Origin of the sequence: Deinococcus aquatilis DSM 23025 (assembly GCF_000378445.1) — a bacterium.
GTDB lineage: Bacteria > Deinococcota > Deinococci > Deinococcales > Deinococcaceae > Deinococcus > Deinococcus aquatilis.
In genome coordinates this window covers 37,844-53,771 of record NZ_KB899729.1, presented here as the reverse complement: position 1 = coordinate 53,771, position 15,928 = coordinate 37,844, and the positions used below count along the sequence as shown (strand labels likewise).

At 61.8% G+C, this 15,928-nt stretch carries 14 protein-coding genes and 1 pseudogene; 8 read left to right on the top strand and 7 right to left on the bottom strand.

What is annotated here, in order from left to right; translation table 11 throughout:
* Together F561_RS0117105 and F561_RS0117100 are read left to right on the top strand one after the other, a co-directional pair.
* Positions 1 to 263, top strand: a pseudogene (locus tag F561_RS0117105) (IS4 family transposase); the annotation flags it as partial.
* A 141-nt stretch (positions 264 to 404) separates the two neighbouring features.
* The gene (locus F561_RS0117100) at positions 405 to 962 is read left to right on the top strand and encodes a GNAT family N-acetyltransferase (protein WP_026299010.1); all 558 of its coding nucleotides are present in this window, start codon (positions 405 to 407) and stop codon (positions 960 to 962) included.
* A 295-nt stretch (positions 963 to 1,257) separates the two neighbouring features.
* Here F561_RS0117100 and F561_RS25820 read toward each other — a convergent pair whose 3' ends face one another.
* Entirely contained in the window at positions 1,258 to 1,632 is a 375-nt protein-coding gene (locus F561_RS25820; protein ID WP_051096979.1) for a winged helix-turn-helix transcriptional regulator, read from the bottom strand.
* A 123-nt stretch (positions 1,633 to 1,755) separates the two neighbouring features.
* Here F561_RS25820 and F561_RS25815 point away from each other — a divergent pair, with 123 nt between their 5' ends.
* Together F561_RS25815 and F561_RS0117085 are read left to right on the top strand one after the other, a co-directional pair.
* Positions 1,756 to 2,664: an NmrA family NAD(P)-binding protein gene (locus F561_RS25815; RefSeq protein WP_019011186.1), complete on the top strand. Its 909-nt coding sequence runs from the start codon at positions 1,756 to 1,758 to the stop codon at positions 2,662 to 2,664.
* Positions 2,661 to 3,284, top strand: a complete 624-nt coding sequence (locus F561_RS0117085) for an NAD(P)-dependent oxidoreductase (RefSeq protein WP_019011185.1) — start codon at positions 2,661 to 2,663, stop codon at positions 3,282 to 3,284. The genes F561_RS25815 and F561_RS0117085 overlap by 4 nt, the downstream gene beginning before the upstream one ends.
* Before the next feature lie 142 nt (positions 3,285 to 3,426).
* On the opposite strand, the gene F561_RS0117080 is transcribed toward F561_RS0117085, so the two are convergent.
* Positions 3,427 to 4,545: a nitric oxide synthase oxygenase gene (locus tag F561_RS0117080; protein WP_019011184.1), complete on the bottom strand. Its 1,119-nt coding sequence runs from the start codon at positions 4,543 to 4,545 to the stop codon at positions 3,427 to 3,429.
* 60 nt (positions 4,546 to 4,605) lie between these two features.
* Positions 4,606 to 4,857: a DUF6915 family protein gene (locus tag F561_RS30540; RefSeq protein WP_425386926.1), complete on the bottom strand. Its 252-nt coding sequence runs from the start codon at positions 4,855 to 4,857 to the stop codon at positions 4,606 to 4,608.
* Positions 4,858 to 4,892: 35 nt separating this feature from the next.
* Between F561_RS30540 and F561_RS0117070 the strand changes: the two genes are divergently transcribed.
* The 4 genes from F561_RS0117070 to F561_RS0117050 all read left to right on the top strand — a co-directional run bounded on the left by F561_RS0117070 (position 4,893) and on the right by F561_RS0117050 (position 10,437).
* On the top strand, positions 4,893 to 5,810 hold the full coding sequence (locus F561_RS0117070; protein WP_019011182.1) for a nucleotidyltransferase domain-containing protein: 918 nt from the start codon (positions 4,893 to 4,895) through the stop codon (positions 5,808 to 5,810).
* The gene (locus F561_RS0117065) at positions 5,807 to 6,574 is read left to right on the top strand and encodes a nucleotidyltransferase domain-containing protein (RefSeq protein ID WP_019011181.1); all 768 of its coding nucleotides are present in this window, start codon (positions 5,807 to 5,809) and stop codon (positions 6,572 to 6,574) included. The genes F561_RS0117070 and F561_RS0117065 overlap by 4 nt, the downstream gene beginning before the upstream one ends.
* 734 nt (positions 6,575 to 7,308) lie before the next feature.
* Positions 7,309 to 8,712 carry a replication initiator protein A gene (locus F561_RS0117055; RefSeq protein WP_019011179.1) on the top strand — a complete coding sequence of 468 codons (1,404 nt, stop codon included), beginning with the start codon at positions 7,309 to 7,311 and terminating at the stop codon, positions 8,710 to 8,712.
* Between the two features lie 810 nt (positions 8,713 to 9,522).
* The gene (locus F561_RS0117050) at positions 9,523 to 10,437 is read left to right on the top strand and encodes an MBL fold metallo-hydrolase (RefSeq protein ID WP_019011178.1); all 915 of its coding nucleotides are present in this window, start codon (positions 9,523 to 9,525) and stop codon (positions 10,435 to 10,437) included.
* Between the two features lie 161 nt (positions 10,438 to 10,598).
* On the opposite strand, the gene F561_RS0117045 is transcribed toward F561_RS0117050, so the two are convergent.
* The 4 genes from F561_RS0117045 to F561_RS0117020 form a co-directional block, all read right to left on the bottom strand.
* Positions 10,599 to 12,104, bottom strand: coding sequence for a protein adenylyltransferase SelO (locus tag F561_RS0117045; RefSeq protein WP_019011177.1), 1,506 nt, complete (start codon positions 12,102 to 12,104; stop codon positions 10,599 to 10,601).
* Positions 12,105 to 12,737: 633 nt separating this feature from the next.
* Entirely contained in the window at positions 12,738 to 13,310 is a 573-nt protein-coding gene (locus tag F561_RS0117035; RefSeq protein ID WP_157451954.1) for a DUF4142 domain-containing protein, read from the bottom strand.
* A 669-nt stretch (positions 13,311 to 13,979) separates the two neighbouring features.
* Positions 13,980 to 15,104, bottom strand: a complete 1,125-nt coding sequence (locus F561_RS0117025) for an NAD(P)/FAD-dependent oxidoreductase (protein ID WP_019011174.1) — start codon at positions 15,102 to 15,104, stop codon at positions 13,980 to 13,982.
* Entirely contained in the window at positions 15,101 to 15,922 is an 822-nt protein-coding gene (locus F561_RS0117020) for an SDR family NAD(P)-dependent oxidoreductase (RefSeq protein WP_019011173.1), read from the bottom strand. The genes F561_RS0117025 and F561_RS0117020 overlap by 4 nt, the downstream gene beginning before the upstream one ends.
* Positions 15,923 to 15,928 lie beyond the last annotated feature (6 nt).

Here is a 15,928-nt window from a genome sequence, read left to right as displayed (position 1 = left end):
CCCACATGACGCTCCACGATCACGTGGAGCGCCTACTCTGCCTATTGACCCTGGCGTACGTCTGGTGCGTGCTGGTGGGGGTTCTCCAAACCTGCACTGTGAAGGCGCACGGTCGGCGAGCCTGGAGTGTGGTGACGCTGGGCCTCCGGACCCTCGTGCGGACGTTCGTCTGCATCCACGAGCGTGGGGAGGCGGAAGCCCTGCAACTCATTGGGCTTTTGAAATCCAGCCAGACGCTCAATTCAGAAAGTGTCGGGTACTGAGCTCTGAGCCCTACCAAGATGAATCAATCGCCATCCTCCGACGTATGGAAAAGCGTAAACAGCAACTCGAGCAACGGCGTCATCAAGAAAAGTGACCAATTCCTGTTCAGGCCGGAGAAGGAACCGATCTACACTCCTGGGATGTCAGCACAACCGTTGCCTCTTCCGTTGCAGACCGCTCGCCTGACCCTCCGCCTGCCCCGCCCGGAGGACGCGGAAGACCTGTTGGCCTACTACAGCCGCGCCGATGTAGCGCGGTATCTTCTGGAGGAACCGTGGACGCCGGACTATGCCAGGGAACAGCTGGGCAAGCGGGTGGCCCGGACCGGGCTGGATTCCGAGACCCGCGCCCTGGCCTTGGTCTGGGAACAGGCTGGGCGGGTGATCGGAGATCTGGGATTGTGGCTGACCGACCAGCGCGGCGAGGTGGCGGAAGTTGGGTGGGTCATGCATCCCGACTATTCGGGACGGGGGATGGCGACGGAAGCTGTTCGGCCAGTATTGGACGCGGCGTTTGAGGTCTACGGAGTACACCGGATCACGGCGCAGATGGACGCCCGGAATGTGGCCTCCGCCCGCCTCTGCGAACGCCTGGGCATGCAGCGTGAGGCACACCTGCGCCAGGACTGCTGGAGTAAGGGAGAATGGACGGACACCCTGATCTACGGGATGCTCGCCGCAGACCGCGCCAAGACCTGACCCCGTAGCCTCAGAGAGAGGGCTGTCTTTTGAGAGGATGCAGGGGTGTTGATGCGGCAGGAGGTGTGGTGAGGACGGCCAGGGCTTCCTCTACCGCTCTGAGAGGAACTGGTTTTTGCCAGACATTCAGACGCTCAACCTGCCGGGTACAAGGTGTGATGGTTCAAATCAAACCTGAGAGCTGTGAACTGGCAAACTGGCCTTTCAGGTCGCGTTCTGTGGCCCTGAAGAGTCCTCAGCTTTCCAGTTGCAGGGGCGGTAGCGTGTTGTGTTTGTTCAGGGATCAGCGTAGGGGTCAAGTCGCGGCCTGATTACTCCCCAGGCCGAAGGATGGCTGCGCCCCTTCCTGTGCCGGAAGGCTGCCCCAGCGGGCCATGGCCGCGATGATCTCGCCCAGGCCCTCACCCCGCGTTGTCAGGGTGTACTCCACGCGGGGAGGCACCTCGGCGTACACGGTGCGGGTCAGCAGTCCCTCGGCTTCCAGATGACGCAGGCGTTCGGTGAGGGTTTTGGGGGAGACGCGGCCCAACGAGCGTTTGAGTTCGCTGTAACGGCACGTGTCCGCCAGCAGTTCGCGCAGGATCAGGGTCGTCCATTTGCCGCCGATCACATGCAGTGTGCGCTCTACGCCGCATTCGGGCCGCTTGGTCATCGCCTGTCCGTATCGCATGGCCTTAGCCTACCGCTTCCCAAAAGGAAGTAGCCTTTTTTGCTGGCCTGGTTTCCAAAAAGATACCGAGGGGGATTTCTGCGCCTGCTTCCCGAACGATCTCTCCTTGTTTAGGCTGCCTGCATGAGCGAACTGACATTGGTGTACGGCGCGACAGGCGAGCGAGGCGGCCCGGTGGCACAAGAACTTCTGAACCGGGGCGCGGCGGTGCGGGTGATGGTGCGCCGTCCAGAACGGGCGGCAGCTCTGGCGGCCCAGGGAGCCGAGGTGTTGACAGGTGACATCCAGAAGGAAGGCGATGTACAGCGGGCTTTTGAGGGAGTGACCCGGCTTTCGTTGACGCCGCCTCTGGGGGGTGACGCGGTGGCTGCCACACGCCTTGCAGTGGAGGCTGCACGGGCCGCCGGAGTGGGCCGCGTGGTGCTGAATACCAGCGGCCAGACCCCCGACGCGCCGGCGGGAGTGCCGATGATGGACTACCGCCTGCCGCTGGAAGAACTGCTGCGCGAAAGCGGATTGAACCACCTGATCCTGCGGCCCACCGCCTACCTGCAAAATCTGCTGGGGCCATGGGCGCGGCCTGCTGTCGTGACCAGCGATACTCTGGCCTACCCGGTTCCCAGTACCCACCGCATTTCCTGGTTGGCCGCCGAAGACCTGGGGCTGCTGACCGCCGAAGCGCTGGAGCGCACCGACCTGACCGGACACCTGAACGTGGGCGGCCCGCAAGCCCTGACTGGGCCGGAGTTGGCCGCGCAGATGTCGGGAGTTCTCGGGCGCATCATCCATTATCAGGCCATCACGCCCGAAGCTTTCGGCGGCCAGATGGCGCAGGTCTTCGGGCCAGAAATGGGCGAGGCCGCCACCCGCGCCTACCGCCTGACCTGGGAAGGTGCGCCGGACGCGATGGCAACCGATTCCGCCGTGCTGCACGCCGCCCTTCCCGTGCCGATGACCGGGGTTGCACAGTGGTTTTCCCTTCACCAGCCTGCCTTTCAGCCAGGGAACGCCACAGGGGCGGCAGCGCAATGAAGATGGCCCTGCTGGGCGGCACCGGACGGACCGGACGGCTGATTCTGGACCTGGCTTTACAAAGGGGTCACCGCGTACAACTGCTGGCCCGCAGCCCGGAGAAGGTCAGCGCAGACTCTCCTGCCCTGAGTGTTGTTCAGGGCGAGATCATGGACAGTGCGGCGACGTCGCAGGTGCTGGCAGGAGCTGATGTGGTTGTCAGTGCGCTCGGCCCAGTCAGGGGCGGCTCCAAAACAGTGATGACCGATGCGGCCACGCAACTGCTGGAATTGATGCCCGGGGCAGGCGTGCAGCGACTGATCACGCTGACGGGCGCGGGCGTACCACATCCCGGCGACCAGCCCAGAACCGTAGACCAGCTCTTCCGCACGCTGTTGAAGGTGCTCCAGCCCGATGTTCTGCGCGATTCGGTGGCCCACGCCGACCTGATCCGTGCCTCGGACCTGGAGTGGACGATTGTCCGTGCGCCGATGCTCCAGGACGGCCCGGTTGCGCCGGTCAGGAGTGGAGCTGTAGGCCAAACCGGGCCGCGTGTGACCCGCGCGAGTGTTGCGGCCTTCATGCTGGACGCTGCTGAGGCAGGCAACTTCATCCGGCAGGCTCCGGCGATGAGCAACTGATCTGGGGCATGAATTGGCTTTTCCTGGCAACGCACAAAAATTTCAACATCGTGTCTCTGCTCTGACGAGGCCGGTGGTACCGTGCACGGAAAATCCGTTTCCGAAGTTGGTCCTACCGGCTTGACCTCATTTGAGGCCTGGGCTACTTGCTGGCGTGGAAGGGACAGGCCGCTTGAGTGGCTGCCCAGGCAGGACGCTGCACGGTGAAATTAGGTTTGATTTCCGCGTCGTCATAACTGCGGTGCCACACTGGTGTGGTGGCTGGGGAGAGCGGCGGAACCAGCCAAGACCACTTCCCCTTGACAGGGCGACCGGCTCGGGTCTCCAGTTCCTCGAAATGCTGGAACTGACGGGTAACGCTATGGTGATCGGCCAGACGGATGCCCGCTTCGTCGAAAGAGTGCAGTACGGCCACGTTCAGTTCCAGCAGGGCGCGGTCAAGCCACAGGGTGCGGCGGCGGGAGGTGTCCAGACCCAGAGCCTTCGCGACGGCTGGCAGCATGTTGTAGCGGGCTTCATCCGCAAGGTTCCGCGCTGCAATTTCGGTCTGAAGATACCAGCCGTTGAAGGGCGCACATTCGAAGCGTTGCCCTCCAATCTCCAGGGTCATGTTGCTGATGACAGGTAAGGCGTGCCAGCGCAGTCCCAAGGCATCAAGCGCAGGGCAACTGGGATGCGTGATCGAAACTTCGTGGATGGCCTCTGCGGGAAGCTCGAAAAGAGTGACCTTCCCTTCAGCCTCGATGACTAAGGGCAGGACGTCGAAGGCCTGTCCAGCCCCACCCCTCCAACCCAACTGCTGCACATACTCGGTCAAGGCGATGTTTTGCGGATCACCGATGATTTCCCCGCTGGGCTGACGGTAACCGGCGTAGCGAATCAGCTGATCGTTGTGAATGCGAACTCCCGGCCCGAACACACTCATCAAGGGGCGGATGCGCCCGCCGTTCAGTGCCTCGCGCAGGTGGTGGCAGAGGGCTTCAAAGACCTGCGGTGCCTGCGTCAGATGGCGCAGGTCACGCACCTCCAGGGTGGCCCAGGGAAGCCGTCCGACGCAGCGTGTGCTGTTGCGCCACGCCATTCGTGCGCCGTGGGTCAGTTCGGACGTGGTGAGGGAAAGGTCGCCATGACGCCTGATCTGTTGCTGCCGCGCCGCCCGCCCGGGCATACCTGTTTCGCGGTGATAGAGGCCAAGAAATGTCAGCGTCTCCTCCAACTCGGCAGGAGTATGGAGGGAGGCCAGCGGAGGAGGCACAGACATGGGGTCTATGCTGCTCGCCTCTGGCACGCAAAATGTCCCTGCTCGCTCCTCATTGACCGCTCAAGTTAGAATGAGTGTCCATATGACCATGCCTTCAGGAACATGGGGTCGGGGAGCGCCAGCCGCAGACGGTGGAAACGAATGAGGTGGTGGTGCAGGTCGTCTTCTGTGTCGGTGCTGAGGAATGACGTGCTGCTCTCCAATGAGCCTCACCGCTCTCTGCTTGCCGTTGACAGGCCTGAGGGTGGGGCCGAAGACCTGTTTGCACAAGAAGACGCCGGAGCTGGAATACAGCAGAGCGCGGTGGCGCACATCCGGTGGGGAAGCCTCCTTTGGGCGGAGTTGAGATGAACCCCAATGATCTGCACCTGTTGCCCCTCGGCACTCAGGTGGTCACCCGAACCGCCGTGCATACGCCCAGTGGCGAGATCACCCGGCCTACGGGCAGCGTGGGTGTGGTGTTGCAGTTGCCCGCAGATTTGCAGCATGCCTACCGCATCCAGTTCCCCGATGGCCGCGAGCAGACCTTCCTCCGCCGGGATCTGGAGGTTCGCAAGCAGCATCAGACGCCCGATCTACCTGAAGCGCCTGACTGGACGCAATGGGTGCAGTACCGCTGCATTGTCGGATCCCGTGCCTTTGGGCTGGAAACGGGAGACAGCGACACCGATCGGCGGGGCTTTTATCTCGCGCCCGCCGACCGGCACTGGAGCTTGTGGGGCCTGCCGGAGCAACTGGAGAACGAAGCGACTCAAGAAACCTACTGGGAACTCCAGAAGTTCCTGACCCTGGCGCTCAAAGCCAATCCCAATGTCCTCGAATGTCTCTACACGCCCCTGATCGAGACCGCCTCCCCGATTGCCGAGGAGCTGCTCTCGATGCGCGGCGCATTCCTGTCCACGCTGGTCTACCAGACCTACAACGGCTACGTGCTCTCGCAGTTCAAAAAGCTTGACGCCGACCTGCGTAATCACGGGGAAATCCGCTGGAAACATGCCATGCACCTGATCCGCCTGCTGCTCTCGGGCATTGCCGTGGTGGAGCGTGGGGAAGTCAGCGTGCATGTGGGGGAACACCGGGAGAGCCTGCTGGCCGTCAAGCGCGGGGAGATGCCGTGGGCCGAGGTCAATGCCTGGCGTCTGGACTTGCACGCCCGTTTTGACCGGGCACTGACCCGCACCACGCTGCCCGAGCGTCCGGACTATGGCCGCGTCAACGCCTTTCTGCTGCGGGCCAGACGCACCATGTTGGACGTGAGTGTATGAGTTGGCCCCCTCAACTTCCGGAAGCAGTGCAAGTGCATGCCTATCCACTGTTGTTCGCCACCATCAGCGGAGCGCATCTCTACGGCTTTCCCAGCCCCGACAGCGACTGGGATCTGCGCGGCGTCCATGTGCTGCCCGCCCGGGAAGTCTTGGGGTTGCAGACCACGCAGGACACCATCAGCTTTGAGCGCCTGGAGGACGGACTGGAACTCGACCTGGTGACTCATGACGCAGCCAAGTTCTTCGCTTTGATGCTGCGGCGAAACGGGTATGTGCTGGAGCAACTCCATTCCCCGCTGGTGGTGCACACGACCTCTGAACACGCGGAATTGCGTGAGCTGGCCTGGGGCTGCGTGACCCGGTATCACGCGCATCACTACCTGGGATTCAGTGCCAACCAGTGGCGACTGTTTTCCAAAGAGAGTCCCCAGCGGATCAAGCCGCTGCTGTATACCTTCCGCACGCTGCTGACCGGACTTCACCTGATGCGGACGGGAGAGATCGAGGCCAATCTGCAGGTGCTCAATCAGGAGGCGCGGCTGCCTTACCTCGACGACCTGATTGGGCGCAAGACTACCGAGGCAGAGCAGACCACCCTGACCGGAGAAGTCACGTTCTATGAGGCCGAATATCGGCGGCTGACCGAAGCGCTCGTTCAGGCCCGCGACAAGAGTGTTCTGCGGGATGAGGTGCCCACGGACACCCAACACGCCCTGAGCGACCTGCTGGTTCGGGTGCGGCTGAAAGAGGTCTGGGCGCAGTAAAGGTGTTTTGGACGTAAGACAGCGAAGCACAAATCACATCGTTAAGTAGGTCGCAGTTAACCTAGAGCATTTGTCAGAAAAACGGCGTGTTGTTCTCCATTGTTCTGACCGAGCGGAGCGAGTGAATTTGGCGAGCAGAACGGAGAATGGGGCGTCGGCGGTGCTGTTGCGGCGAGGCCGTAATTCGGAGAACTGCTCTAAAGATCAACCATGCCGCCTCTTATCTTCGTTGCAGAAAGGCCGCTGCCAACACGTGGCAAAGGCCGAGGAAAGGCGGCACCAACTTCATCCCCGCCCGCACGACACTCTTGGGGGATTGATTTTCTGAGCGGAACGACATACTTGGGGGATTACAACTGGAGCCCACAGACTTTTAGCGTGCCTGAGCAAGGATTTCACATTTTCCTCGACATTGATTCTAAGCTGGACTCCCGTACGACATACTTGGGGAAAGAGGGGAGAAACAGCACGACATACTTGGGGGATTTGGTCCAGATCCGGCACGACATACTTGGGGGGGAAACCCCTGAAAAGCACGACACTCTTGGGGGATTTTACTGGGGCTGTACGACATACTTGGGGGGAAAGAGGGGGAAAAAGCTGTCTGGCACAGTTGAGACCTCTTCTGCTTGATGTTGAAATCATCATTCTTTACTTCTTTACTTCAATCTAAAAAAACATCAACATTCAAGGCGTGGCCCGGCACGCAGTAGACTGGCCCCACCGGAGACGATGTGACGCGTGAACGCAAAAGCAAAGCTCAGCGAGGACAGGCCATGCAGCGCTTCACAGAGGCGAACGTGGCGCGGCTGGGTCTCATCTCCATTCAGGAACGCATTCCGGCGGATTTTACCCGCTGGGCCTTCGAATTTGAGGTTGACGGCCGGATGGGTCATCTCTCCTGCTTCAGCCCTGCCGAGTGCGGCGGCGTGCCGCATGGCCTGGATGGTGACATTGCCAACGCACTGATCGACCTGTTTATGGAACAGGGGGCGCCAGAGAGTGGAACGGTCACCACCACTGCCAGTCAGCTGCTGCTGCGGGCTGGACTGCACAACAACGGCCACTACCACCGGGTCTTGACGAAGTCCCTGCGGCGGCTCAAGCAGGCCACCTACACCCTCAGTCATGCCTGGCGCGACCATGAGCAGCAACGCTGGACCAGCGGCACTTTCAGCTACGTGCTGGCGTATGAGGTGACCTCGGGGGAGCGCGACACTGTGACCGAGGGCGCGGTGCTGGCTATCACTCTGGCACGTCAGATCGGCCAGTCGATCCGGGCCAAGTACGTCAAGCCGCTCGACTACGCTTTTTTGACCTCGCTGGAACGGCCCCTGACCCGGGCGCTCTACCGGCTGCTGGATGCCAAGCGCCATGATCCACAGGATCTGAGCCGGGTGGTGGCGTCGTATCAGGTCAACCTGTTGGACTGGGCCGCCGAATGCAAGATCGTGGATCTGCGAACAGACAAGATTCGCCGTACCCTGGAAGGGGCCCACGAGGAGTTGCGGGAGCACGGCTACCTGCAGGAGGTGGTCTATGAGGGCCGGGGACGCAAGCAGGCACTGACCTACCGCTTTGGGGTGCAGCCGGTGGGGGAGAGCGACTCTGCCCTGGTTGTGGCCCTGGTGGCTTTGCGGGTGGCGCGGCCAGTGGCCCGCAAGTTGGTCGAGACCCTGGGGGAAGCGCGAGTCCAGTCCCGGCTGAGCAAATTCCAGTCCCTTCTGGCGTCAGGTTATCAGGCCCGCAATCCGTCAGCCCTGCTGGTAGACGTCATCAAGGACGAGGAGGGCAAGTACGCCGATCCGCTGGGCTTTGCCCCGCCGGAGCAGGGGAAGGCGGCGCAAGAGGCGCAGGTAAAGCGCCAGCAGCGGGCGGTGGTGGATCTGGAGCATGAGGAGCGCGAGCGCGAGGCGGCGTTTCAGGCGTTGGGTCTGGAGGCGCAGGCCGATCAGACGTTGCGGACGCTGCAACTGGTGCTGAAAACCCGGTTGGACACAGCCCAGTATGCCCGGCTGCGTTCCGCCCTGGCTGCGGGGCGTGCCGATGCCGGGCAGGTCGCCAAGGCGGTGACCAGGGCCGCCTTTGAAGGTACGCTGGAGAAAGTTATTGACGATTTGGCCGTTCTGACGGGCTAGAAATAGAGGGGCAGAGTAGCGCCATGAAGTTCAGGTGATTCTGACAAATTCTCAGAGACCCGTTCTGGTCCCATCCAGAATGCAGGGCTTTTTTACAGCAGCATTCAACTGTTCGTCGGTCTGAGATGCGGGTCTGCCCTTGTCTGTCTGTTCCTGAACCCGATCCGGTTCCCACCATGACCGGGGGCGCACCCGTTTGATACCCCGCGCTCCAGCCGGGCTGCATGAAATCCCCACCCTGAACGCAGCTTTCAGGGTAGGGGCGGGCCTGGCGCTGATCCGTGGGTTGACGGTCGATTTGGGCATTCCCGAAAGAGCCGCTGGCTAGGTCTGGACGTGTTGCCTGCCGTGTGGACCGAAGATTTCTCTGTAGACCGGTCTCCTCCAGTTCAGCGCCCCCGCCTCAGCTTCGGCTGGCTGGCGGGGGCACCTTTTGGCATGTTGGTCTGGTCAGGCCGCTTGCCATGCCATCCATAGCAGGGGCGAGTGAGGCTCATTCGCCTGGGTACGCTGAGCCTGCCCATCGGGAAACCGTGGCCGTTGGGCCAGGGGTGCGTCCTTGGGCAGGCCGAGGGGGTAAAGCCCTGAGTGGCAGTGGGAGCAGTGGCAGCGAGGCGGACTTTGGCCATCGTTCCGGAGGGGGCAGTGCCGGGCGTACCGGTGGTGGGTGCAGTGGTCAGGGCGCGGTCCAGCAGCACCATCAGGCTCTTGCCACTGCCGGTGGCGTGGCCGATCCGATGACTTTTGGAGTGTCCCGGGCTACACAGCCCAGGTGGGTGCGCACCTCTCAACCACCAGACTGAGTTCGACATGACAACCCCGTGGATTGAGGACACGCCGCTCTATTCGATTGACCCACACGAGTTCACCGCCATTCTCCTCGGAACAGGCACGCCCCGCGCTTACCCAGGTGCGGCCAAACCTGCCGTCGCGGTCGTGGTCGCTGGCCGCATCCTGTTGTTCGACTGCGGCGCGGATACTGTTCGTCAGCTCATTGACGCTGGCCTCATGCCGCAACGGGTGCGCGACGTATTTTTCACCCACCACCACTATGACCATAATGCAGGCTTTCCAGATCTGTTCATCAGTTCTTGGCGTACCCATGTGGGCGTCGTGGCGGGCCGCGCCCAGCCGATGCGCGTCTTCGGCCCAACACGAACCCAGGAGGTGATCGGGCGCTTTCACCACGCGCTGGAGTACGATATTGGGCTGAGAATTTCGTACAACAAGTCTGACCTGGCTGGAGCAGAACTCCACATCACCGAGCGCAACACCGGGATCATGCTTGATGAGGATGGTCTGCGCGTCACCGCGTTCGAGGTAGATCACCGACCCGTCGAACCGGCTGTCGGCTACCGAATCGAGTGGCAGGGCAGGGTTCTGGTCATTTCAGGGGACACGCGGCCTGTTCCGAACACTGTCGTTCAGGCAAGCGGTGCCGACGTGCTGATTCACGACGCCTACAATGCGGCCTGGCTGGCAGACATTCGTGACCAGAACCCCGAGCTTGCTATTCAGGTCACCAATCCGGCGAAGTATCACACCACGACCCTGGAGGCGGCCCAGGTCGCGCACGACGCCGGGGTACGGCACCTAGTCCTGACACACCATATTCCAGCGCCAAAACGCACAGCTGAGGCCGAAGCCAGGTATACCGCAGGCATGGCTGAGATCTACGCGGGGCAAATCACAGTGGGCCGTGACCTGATGCGGGTGTCCGTGTAAGCAACTCCCGTACTCAACCCGTCTCTATATGGGTGTGTTGCCTCAAGATTCGTCTCAACACTCTGTCAGTCAGACTGGAAAAGCTCAGGAAAGTCAGTCCCAGACGGATGGCCCTTCACCCTTCGGTCAGGCGACGAATCATGAGTTCGGAGACGTGCACGTCAGGTGCCGCAGAACGTGCGGTAACAGGCGGTCGCCTCTGCGCTGGCTGGTTCAGTGTATTCGGCCCGATCCTGCGACTCGTCGTAAGGGTGTTGGAGGGCCGTCAGCAGGCGGTGGAAAGGTGCGAGATCTTCTTTTTCGGAAGCTGCTGACAATGCTTCCTCAACCCGGTGGTTGCGTGGGATGACTGCCGGGTTGACACGGCGCATGCGCTCGGCCCGTTCGCTCCATTCCGGGGCCTGCCCGCCCTCGCTCTCGCCGCGTGATCGCCAGCGGGTGAGCCAGGCGTCGGCTGCCTGTGGGTGGGGAAACAGGGAGCGAAGCGGTGTTTCGTTGCCACCCGCCGCATCTGCAAGCCGGCGCCACCCGAGAGTAAAGTCCACCTTGTGTTCGTGCAGCAGGGTCAACCAGTCAGCGACTAGCGCCCCGTCCAGCCCATCGTCGCCACCTTGCAGACCCAGTTTCTCTCTCTGGCCTTTCAGGAGCGCAGCGGCATGCCACTTGGGGAAGGCATCGATTACTTCGGTTGCCTGGCCGACGGCTTTCGATACGGCGCTCTTGCTGTCCTCCTCGGCGATGAGCGGCAGTAGGGTTTCAGCCAGACGTGCCAGGCTCCAGCGGGCAATCAGCGGCTGGTTGCTGTAGGCGTAGCGTCCACCGTGATCAATGGAGCTGAACACCGCGTCTGGCTCGTACGCCTCCATGAAGGCACACGGTCCGTAGTCGATCGTTTCGCCGGAAATCGTCACGTTGTCGGTGTTCATCACGCCGTGAATGAATCCGACGTTCATCCATTGAGCAATGAGGGCCGCCTGCCGCTGCGCCACACGCTGGAGCAGGGCAAGATACTGGTCGCCTGTACCGAGCAGGTCCGGGTCATGCCGGGCAATGGTGTAGTCGGCGAGCTGCCGAACCCGCTGCGTTTCGCCGCGAGCGCTGAAAAATTCGAAGGTGCCCACGCGCAGATGGCTGGCCGCCACGCGGGTAAGAACGGCACCGGGCAGAGGCTGCTGGCGGTAGACCGGCTCGCCCGTCCCTGCCACAGCAAGTGCACGTGTGGTCGGGATGCCGAGCGCATGCATGGCTTCGGAGATCAGCACCTCACGCAACATCGGGCCAATGGCCGCCTTGCCGTCGCCTCCCCTCGAGAACGGTGTGCGGCCTGAACCCTTGAGCATGATGTCGCGGCGGCATCCGCGCTGGTCAATGACCTCACCCAACAGCAGGGCGCGTCCGTCGCCCAGTTGAGGCGAGAACGCGCCGAATTGGTGGCCGGCGTAGGCCTGGGCGAGCGGTTCGGCCCCCTCGGGAACCAGGTTGCCAGCAAAGATGGCGGCACCTTCAGGCCCGTCCAGCACCTTGGAATCCAGCCCCAGCTCAAGTGCCAGTTCCTGATTGAAGAACAGCAAGCTCGGTGAAGGAACGGCAGCCGGCTTCCAGGGGGCGTAGAAGCCCTGAAGATCCCGCGCATAGGTGTTGTCGAATCGGAAGGTGGGGGCAGACATGCCAAACAGTCTGACGCCTGCCCAACATCTTGCCGAACTCAGCTCACAGTCTCAGCTTCTTGAGCAGCACAAGCAGGAGATCCAGACCTCCCGTGGTGTGGCCTACCGCCTGTGTCAAATCCATCCATTCGTGGCTCGTATCACTCAGGCCATGACCTGCACCAGTGGCATCGGGATGTCGGACCTCCACTGGCCTGCCCCGCCTCTCAGGTGAAAACGATGTCTCAGTGGCCGTTCACATGAATGTAGGTGCGGAGTGATGGAGCCTTGATCTGAGCGTTAGATCAGCTGCCTGAGATTGGTCACCAGCAGGCGAGTTGCACAGTGCGCAGCAAGACGACAGGGGATGGAGCAGTTGTCTCAGGCAGACGCAAACCTTCCAGGCGTGTCAAATGGTCGCAGCAGGGGTGGCTTGAATCTCAGGCCACCCCTGCTCCTAACCGGATATAACGCCAACTCAAGCATTCGTCAGAAAAACGGCGTGTTGTTCTCTACTGTTCTGACCGAGCGGAGCGAGTGAATTTGGCAAGGAGAACGGAGAATGGAGGCGTCAGCAGTGCTGTTGCGGGGAGGCCGTAATTCGGAGAACTGCTCCAAAGCAACGCAATCAGCGCGTGTATCAATCCAGTGACTTCAGGGCGCTGCTGGGGCAGGGGTAGCTGGCGCAGGAGGAGCGGTGCTGGTCAACAAGGCTTGAGCTTCCTGCAGATGCTGAGTGATCACGGGCACCTGATCCACAGCCAGGGCGACGACGCCTGGATCTTTGCCAGCGGTCTGTTCGTTTTGCAGCAGGCTCAGCGTCACTTGATGGGCCAGCACCTGTTCCTGCAGGTACACTTGATCAAGGGCCGGAGCACTGAGACTGGCCAGTGTATTAACTTTCAGCTGGAGCTCGGGGGGCAATGCGGGAGGTAACGGTACCGCTCGCGGCGCTGCTGCGGTAGCCACCTGATTCTGTGCGGCGGTGTGATGGTCAATAAGCATCTGCGCATAGGCCTTAACTGCCGCGCTGTCGGATTTGGTCAGGATAACTTGTGAAGACTGAATTTCGAACAGGTTGCTGCCGGTAGCCGCCTGCAGGAAGAGGCCGTCAATGCTGGTGGCGTTCATGACTGGGCCGGTGGCCATCATGCCCGGAGCACAAGAGGCAAGCACGGCAGGAACCAAGAGCGGAATGAGGTGTTTTGCTTTGAGTGTACGTAACATGTTGCCTCCTGGGAAGAGTGCAATGACAGGTCTGGCCTGTCAGAGTTGTTGCACGCGAGGCCCAGTCTGACGAGGCCGAGTCTTGAAAAGATGGTAGAGACTTTAAGGCTGAGTTGAGGGGATGACGGGAACTGTCTTTAACAAAGCAGGTTTAAATGGGCTTAAGTTGGTTTTGCACACATCTGGCTCAGCCACCTGAGTCTGGCGTTTGAACCCGTATAGTGCTGAGTCGTTTAGGGCCGAAGGGGCTATGTCAGCGGCTGTAGAAGACCTCGTTTTCGGTCAGTGGTGTGTGAACCCAGCAGTGTCCCTCCTGAACTCGGCGGTCTGCGTTTTGCGCTGGGTTATGGGGTACCTGCGCGTGAACCGGAGCTGAACTCTATGTGGGGAAAATCGGTTCACTTCAGGTCGGGCCTGAAGCCGTGCGCGTCCATGACCCTCCAGAGTCAGTGGCGCAGATCTGTAGCCGAGAATGCGCCGAACGGAATACATCCCTGGCACGAGGTGTCGTGACTGACCTGTCGGGCCGCGCTGGTACAGTTATTTTTGAACATCTCGATCACTCAAAGCGGGCCAAAGCCAAATGGCGTGTCGAATGATGGTCATCACGAATCAGGTCGGCCACGGCGGCTCAGCCTGGTTCAGCCCGGTTGAGGCGACCAACCGCTTTCAGACCTGAATATCGGTCAGGCCCTGCGGCGTCCGTTCGAATCGCTCGTAGCGCAGCGGTGAGAGGTCAATGAACGGTGTCTCGCCCACAGCCTCCTGTGCGACGACACGGGCGATGGCAGCCGCATGCATGACCCCGTGCCCTGAGAATCCACAGGCGTTCAGCCAGCCCTCCACGCCCGGCATCTGGCCCACGATGGCCTGATGATCAGGGGTCACCTCGTAATAGCCCCACCAGCTGGCACGCCGGTCCAGCGAAGCCATCTCCAGCCACGGGAAGCGCGTCATGGCTGCTTCCAGTGTGGGCTCCAGCCAGTCCCACTCCATGCCCTCCCGCCAGCCCACGTCTGCTGGATCCGCCCGCCCCAGGATGATCCGCTCTCCCTCAGAACGCAGCCACACACCGCTCTCCAGGTCAAAGATCATGGGCAGGGGTCGTGGTAACTTGATTGGCCCCGTCGTGAACACCATTCGCCGGGCTGGCCGAACCGGAATGTCCAGACCTGCCAACGCGCCCACCTCCCCCGACCAGGCTCCACTCGAATTGACCAGCAGCGGAGCTTCCACCATTCCCGCTGACGTGGTCAGCCGCCAGATGTCGCCGGACCGCTGAATGCCGGTCACCGTGGTGTCTAACAAAAAGCGTGTGCCAAGCTCCCGGGCGCGGTTCACGTACGCCATCGTCAGACCGTGAGCGTCTACATGGCCATCTGTGCCGCAATACGTGCATCCCCCTAACCCATCCGGCAGGAATTCGGCATGCAGCTGAGCTTCTGTGGGTGTCAGGCTCTCGGTCGGCACGCCCAATCTGTGCTGAAGATCCACCCCCAGTTGATAGCTGGGCCACTGCGCCTCAGGCACCAGCAGCAGGTAGCCGCCTGGGTGGTACCCCGCCTCTGGCATGCTGGCGTACTCCTCAATGCTGTACTTCGACAGGAGGATGTTGGTTTCCGACGTGAACTGGGCGCGGACGCCCGCAGCGCTTTTGCCCGTCGACCCGCCCGCCGGACTGCCCTGCTCCAGCACCACCACCCTCAGACCCTGCTCGGCCAGACGCCACGCGCAGGCCGCCCCAATGATGCCTGCCCCGATCACCGCCACGTCCCAGCTCATGCCGGTCGTCATGTGAGGTCAGCCTCGACCACCGGAAAGCCCTCCACAGGAAAGGTATCGACGTTTGCCGAGCGCTGCTGCACCAGGACCCCCCCGTCCACCGAAATGAACTGACCGGTCACATACGCTGCGTCATCCGACGCCAGAAACAGCGCGGCCCCCGTCATGTCCTCTGCCACGCCGTACCGCCCCAGCGGCACGGTTTTTTCACGCACCCGGAGTTGCTCTTCTGTCAGGCCGTAGGTATTGATGAATCCCGGTACCACTCCGTTGACCCGGATGCCGTAAGGCGCCAAGTCCAGGGCCATGGCACGGGTCATGGCTTCAATCCCACCCTTCGTGGCGTCGTAGGCAACATTCCCACGGTGGGCACGGGTCGCGCCGCCAGACGAGGTGCTGATGATGACGCCCCTGCGGCGCCGCGCCATGATCCGGGCGGCCCGGTGCGAACACAGGAAAACGCTTTTCAGGTTCACCCCGATAATCCGGTCCCACCAGCCCTCGTCACCCTCCAGAAAATGCCGGGTGGTGTCGATCAGGCCGGCATTGTTGTACAGCACGTCCACGTAACCGAGTTCCGCTTCGACCAGCGTGAACATGGCGTCCACCTGCAGCGCGTCCGAGACATCAGCAGGCACGGCCAGGGCACGGCCACCCGCCGCCGTGATGCTGTCCACCACTGTCCGCACCGCGTCTTCACTCAGGTCATTCACCGCCACCTGGGCGCCTTCACGGGCAAAACGCTCTGCCACAGCGCGGCCGATCCCGCCAGCAGCGCCCGTCACCAGAACCACGCGGTTGTCAAAGCGGTTAGAAACAGTGTTCGTCATATGGAT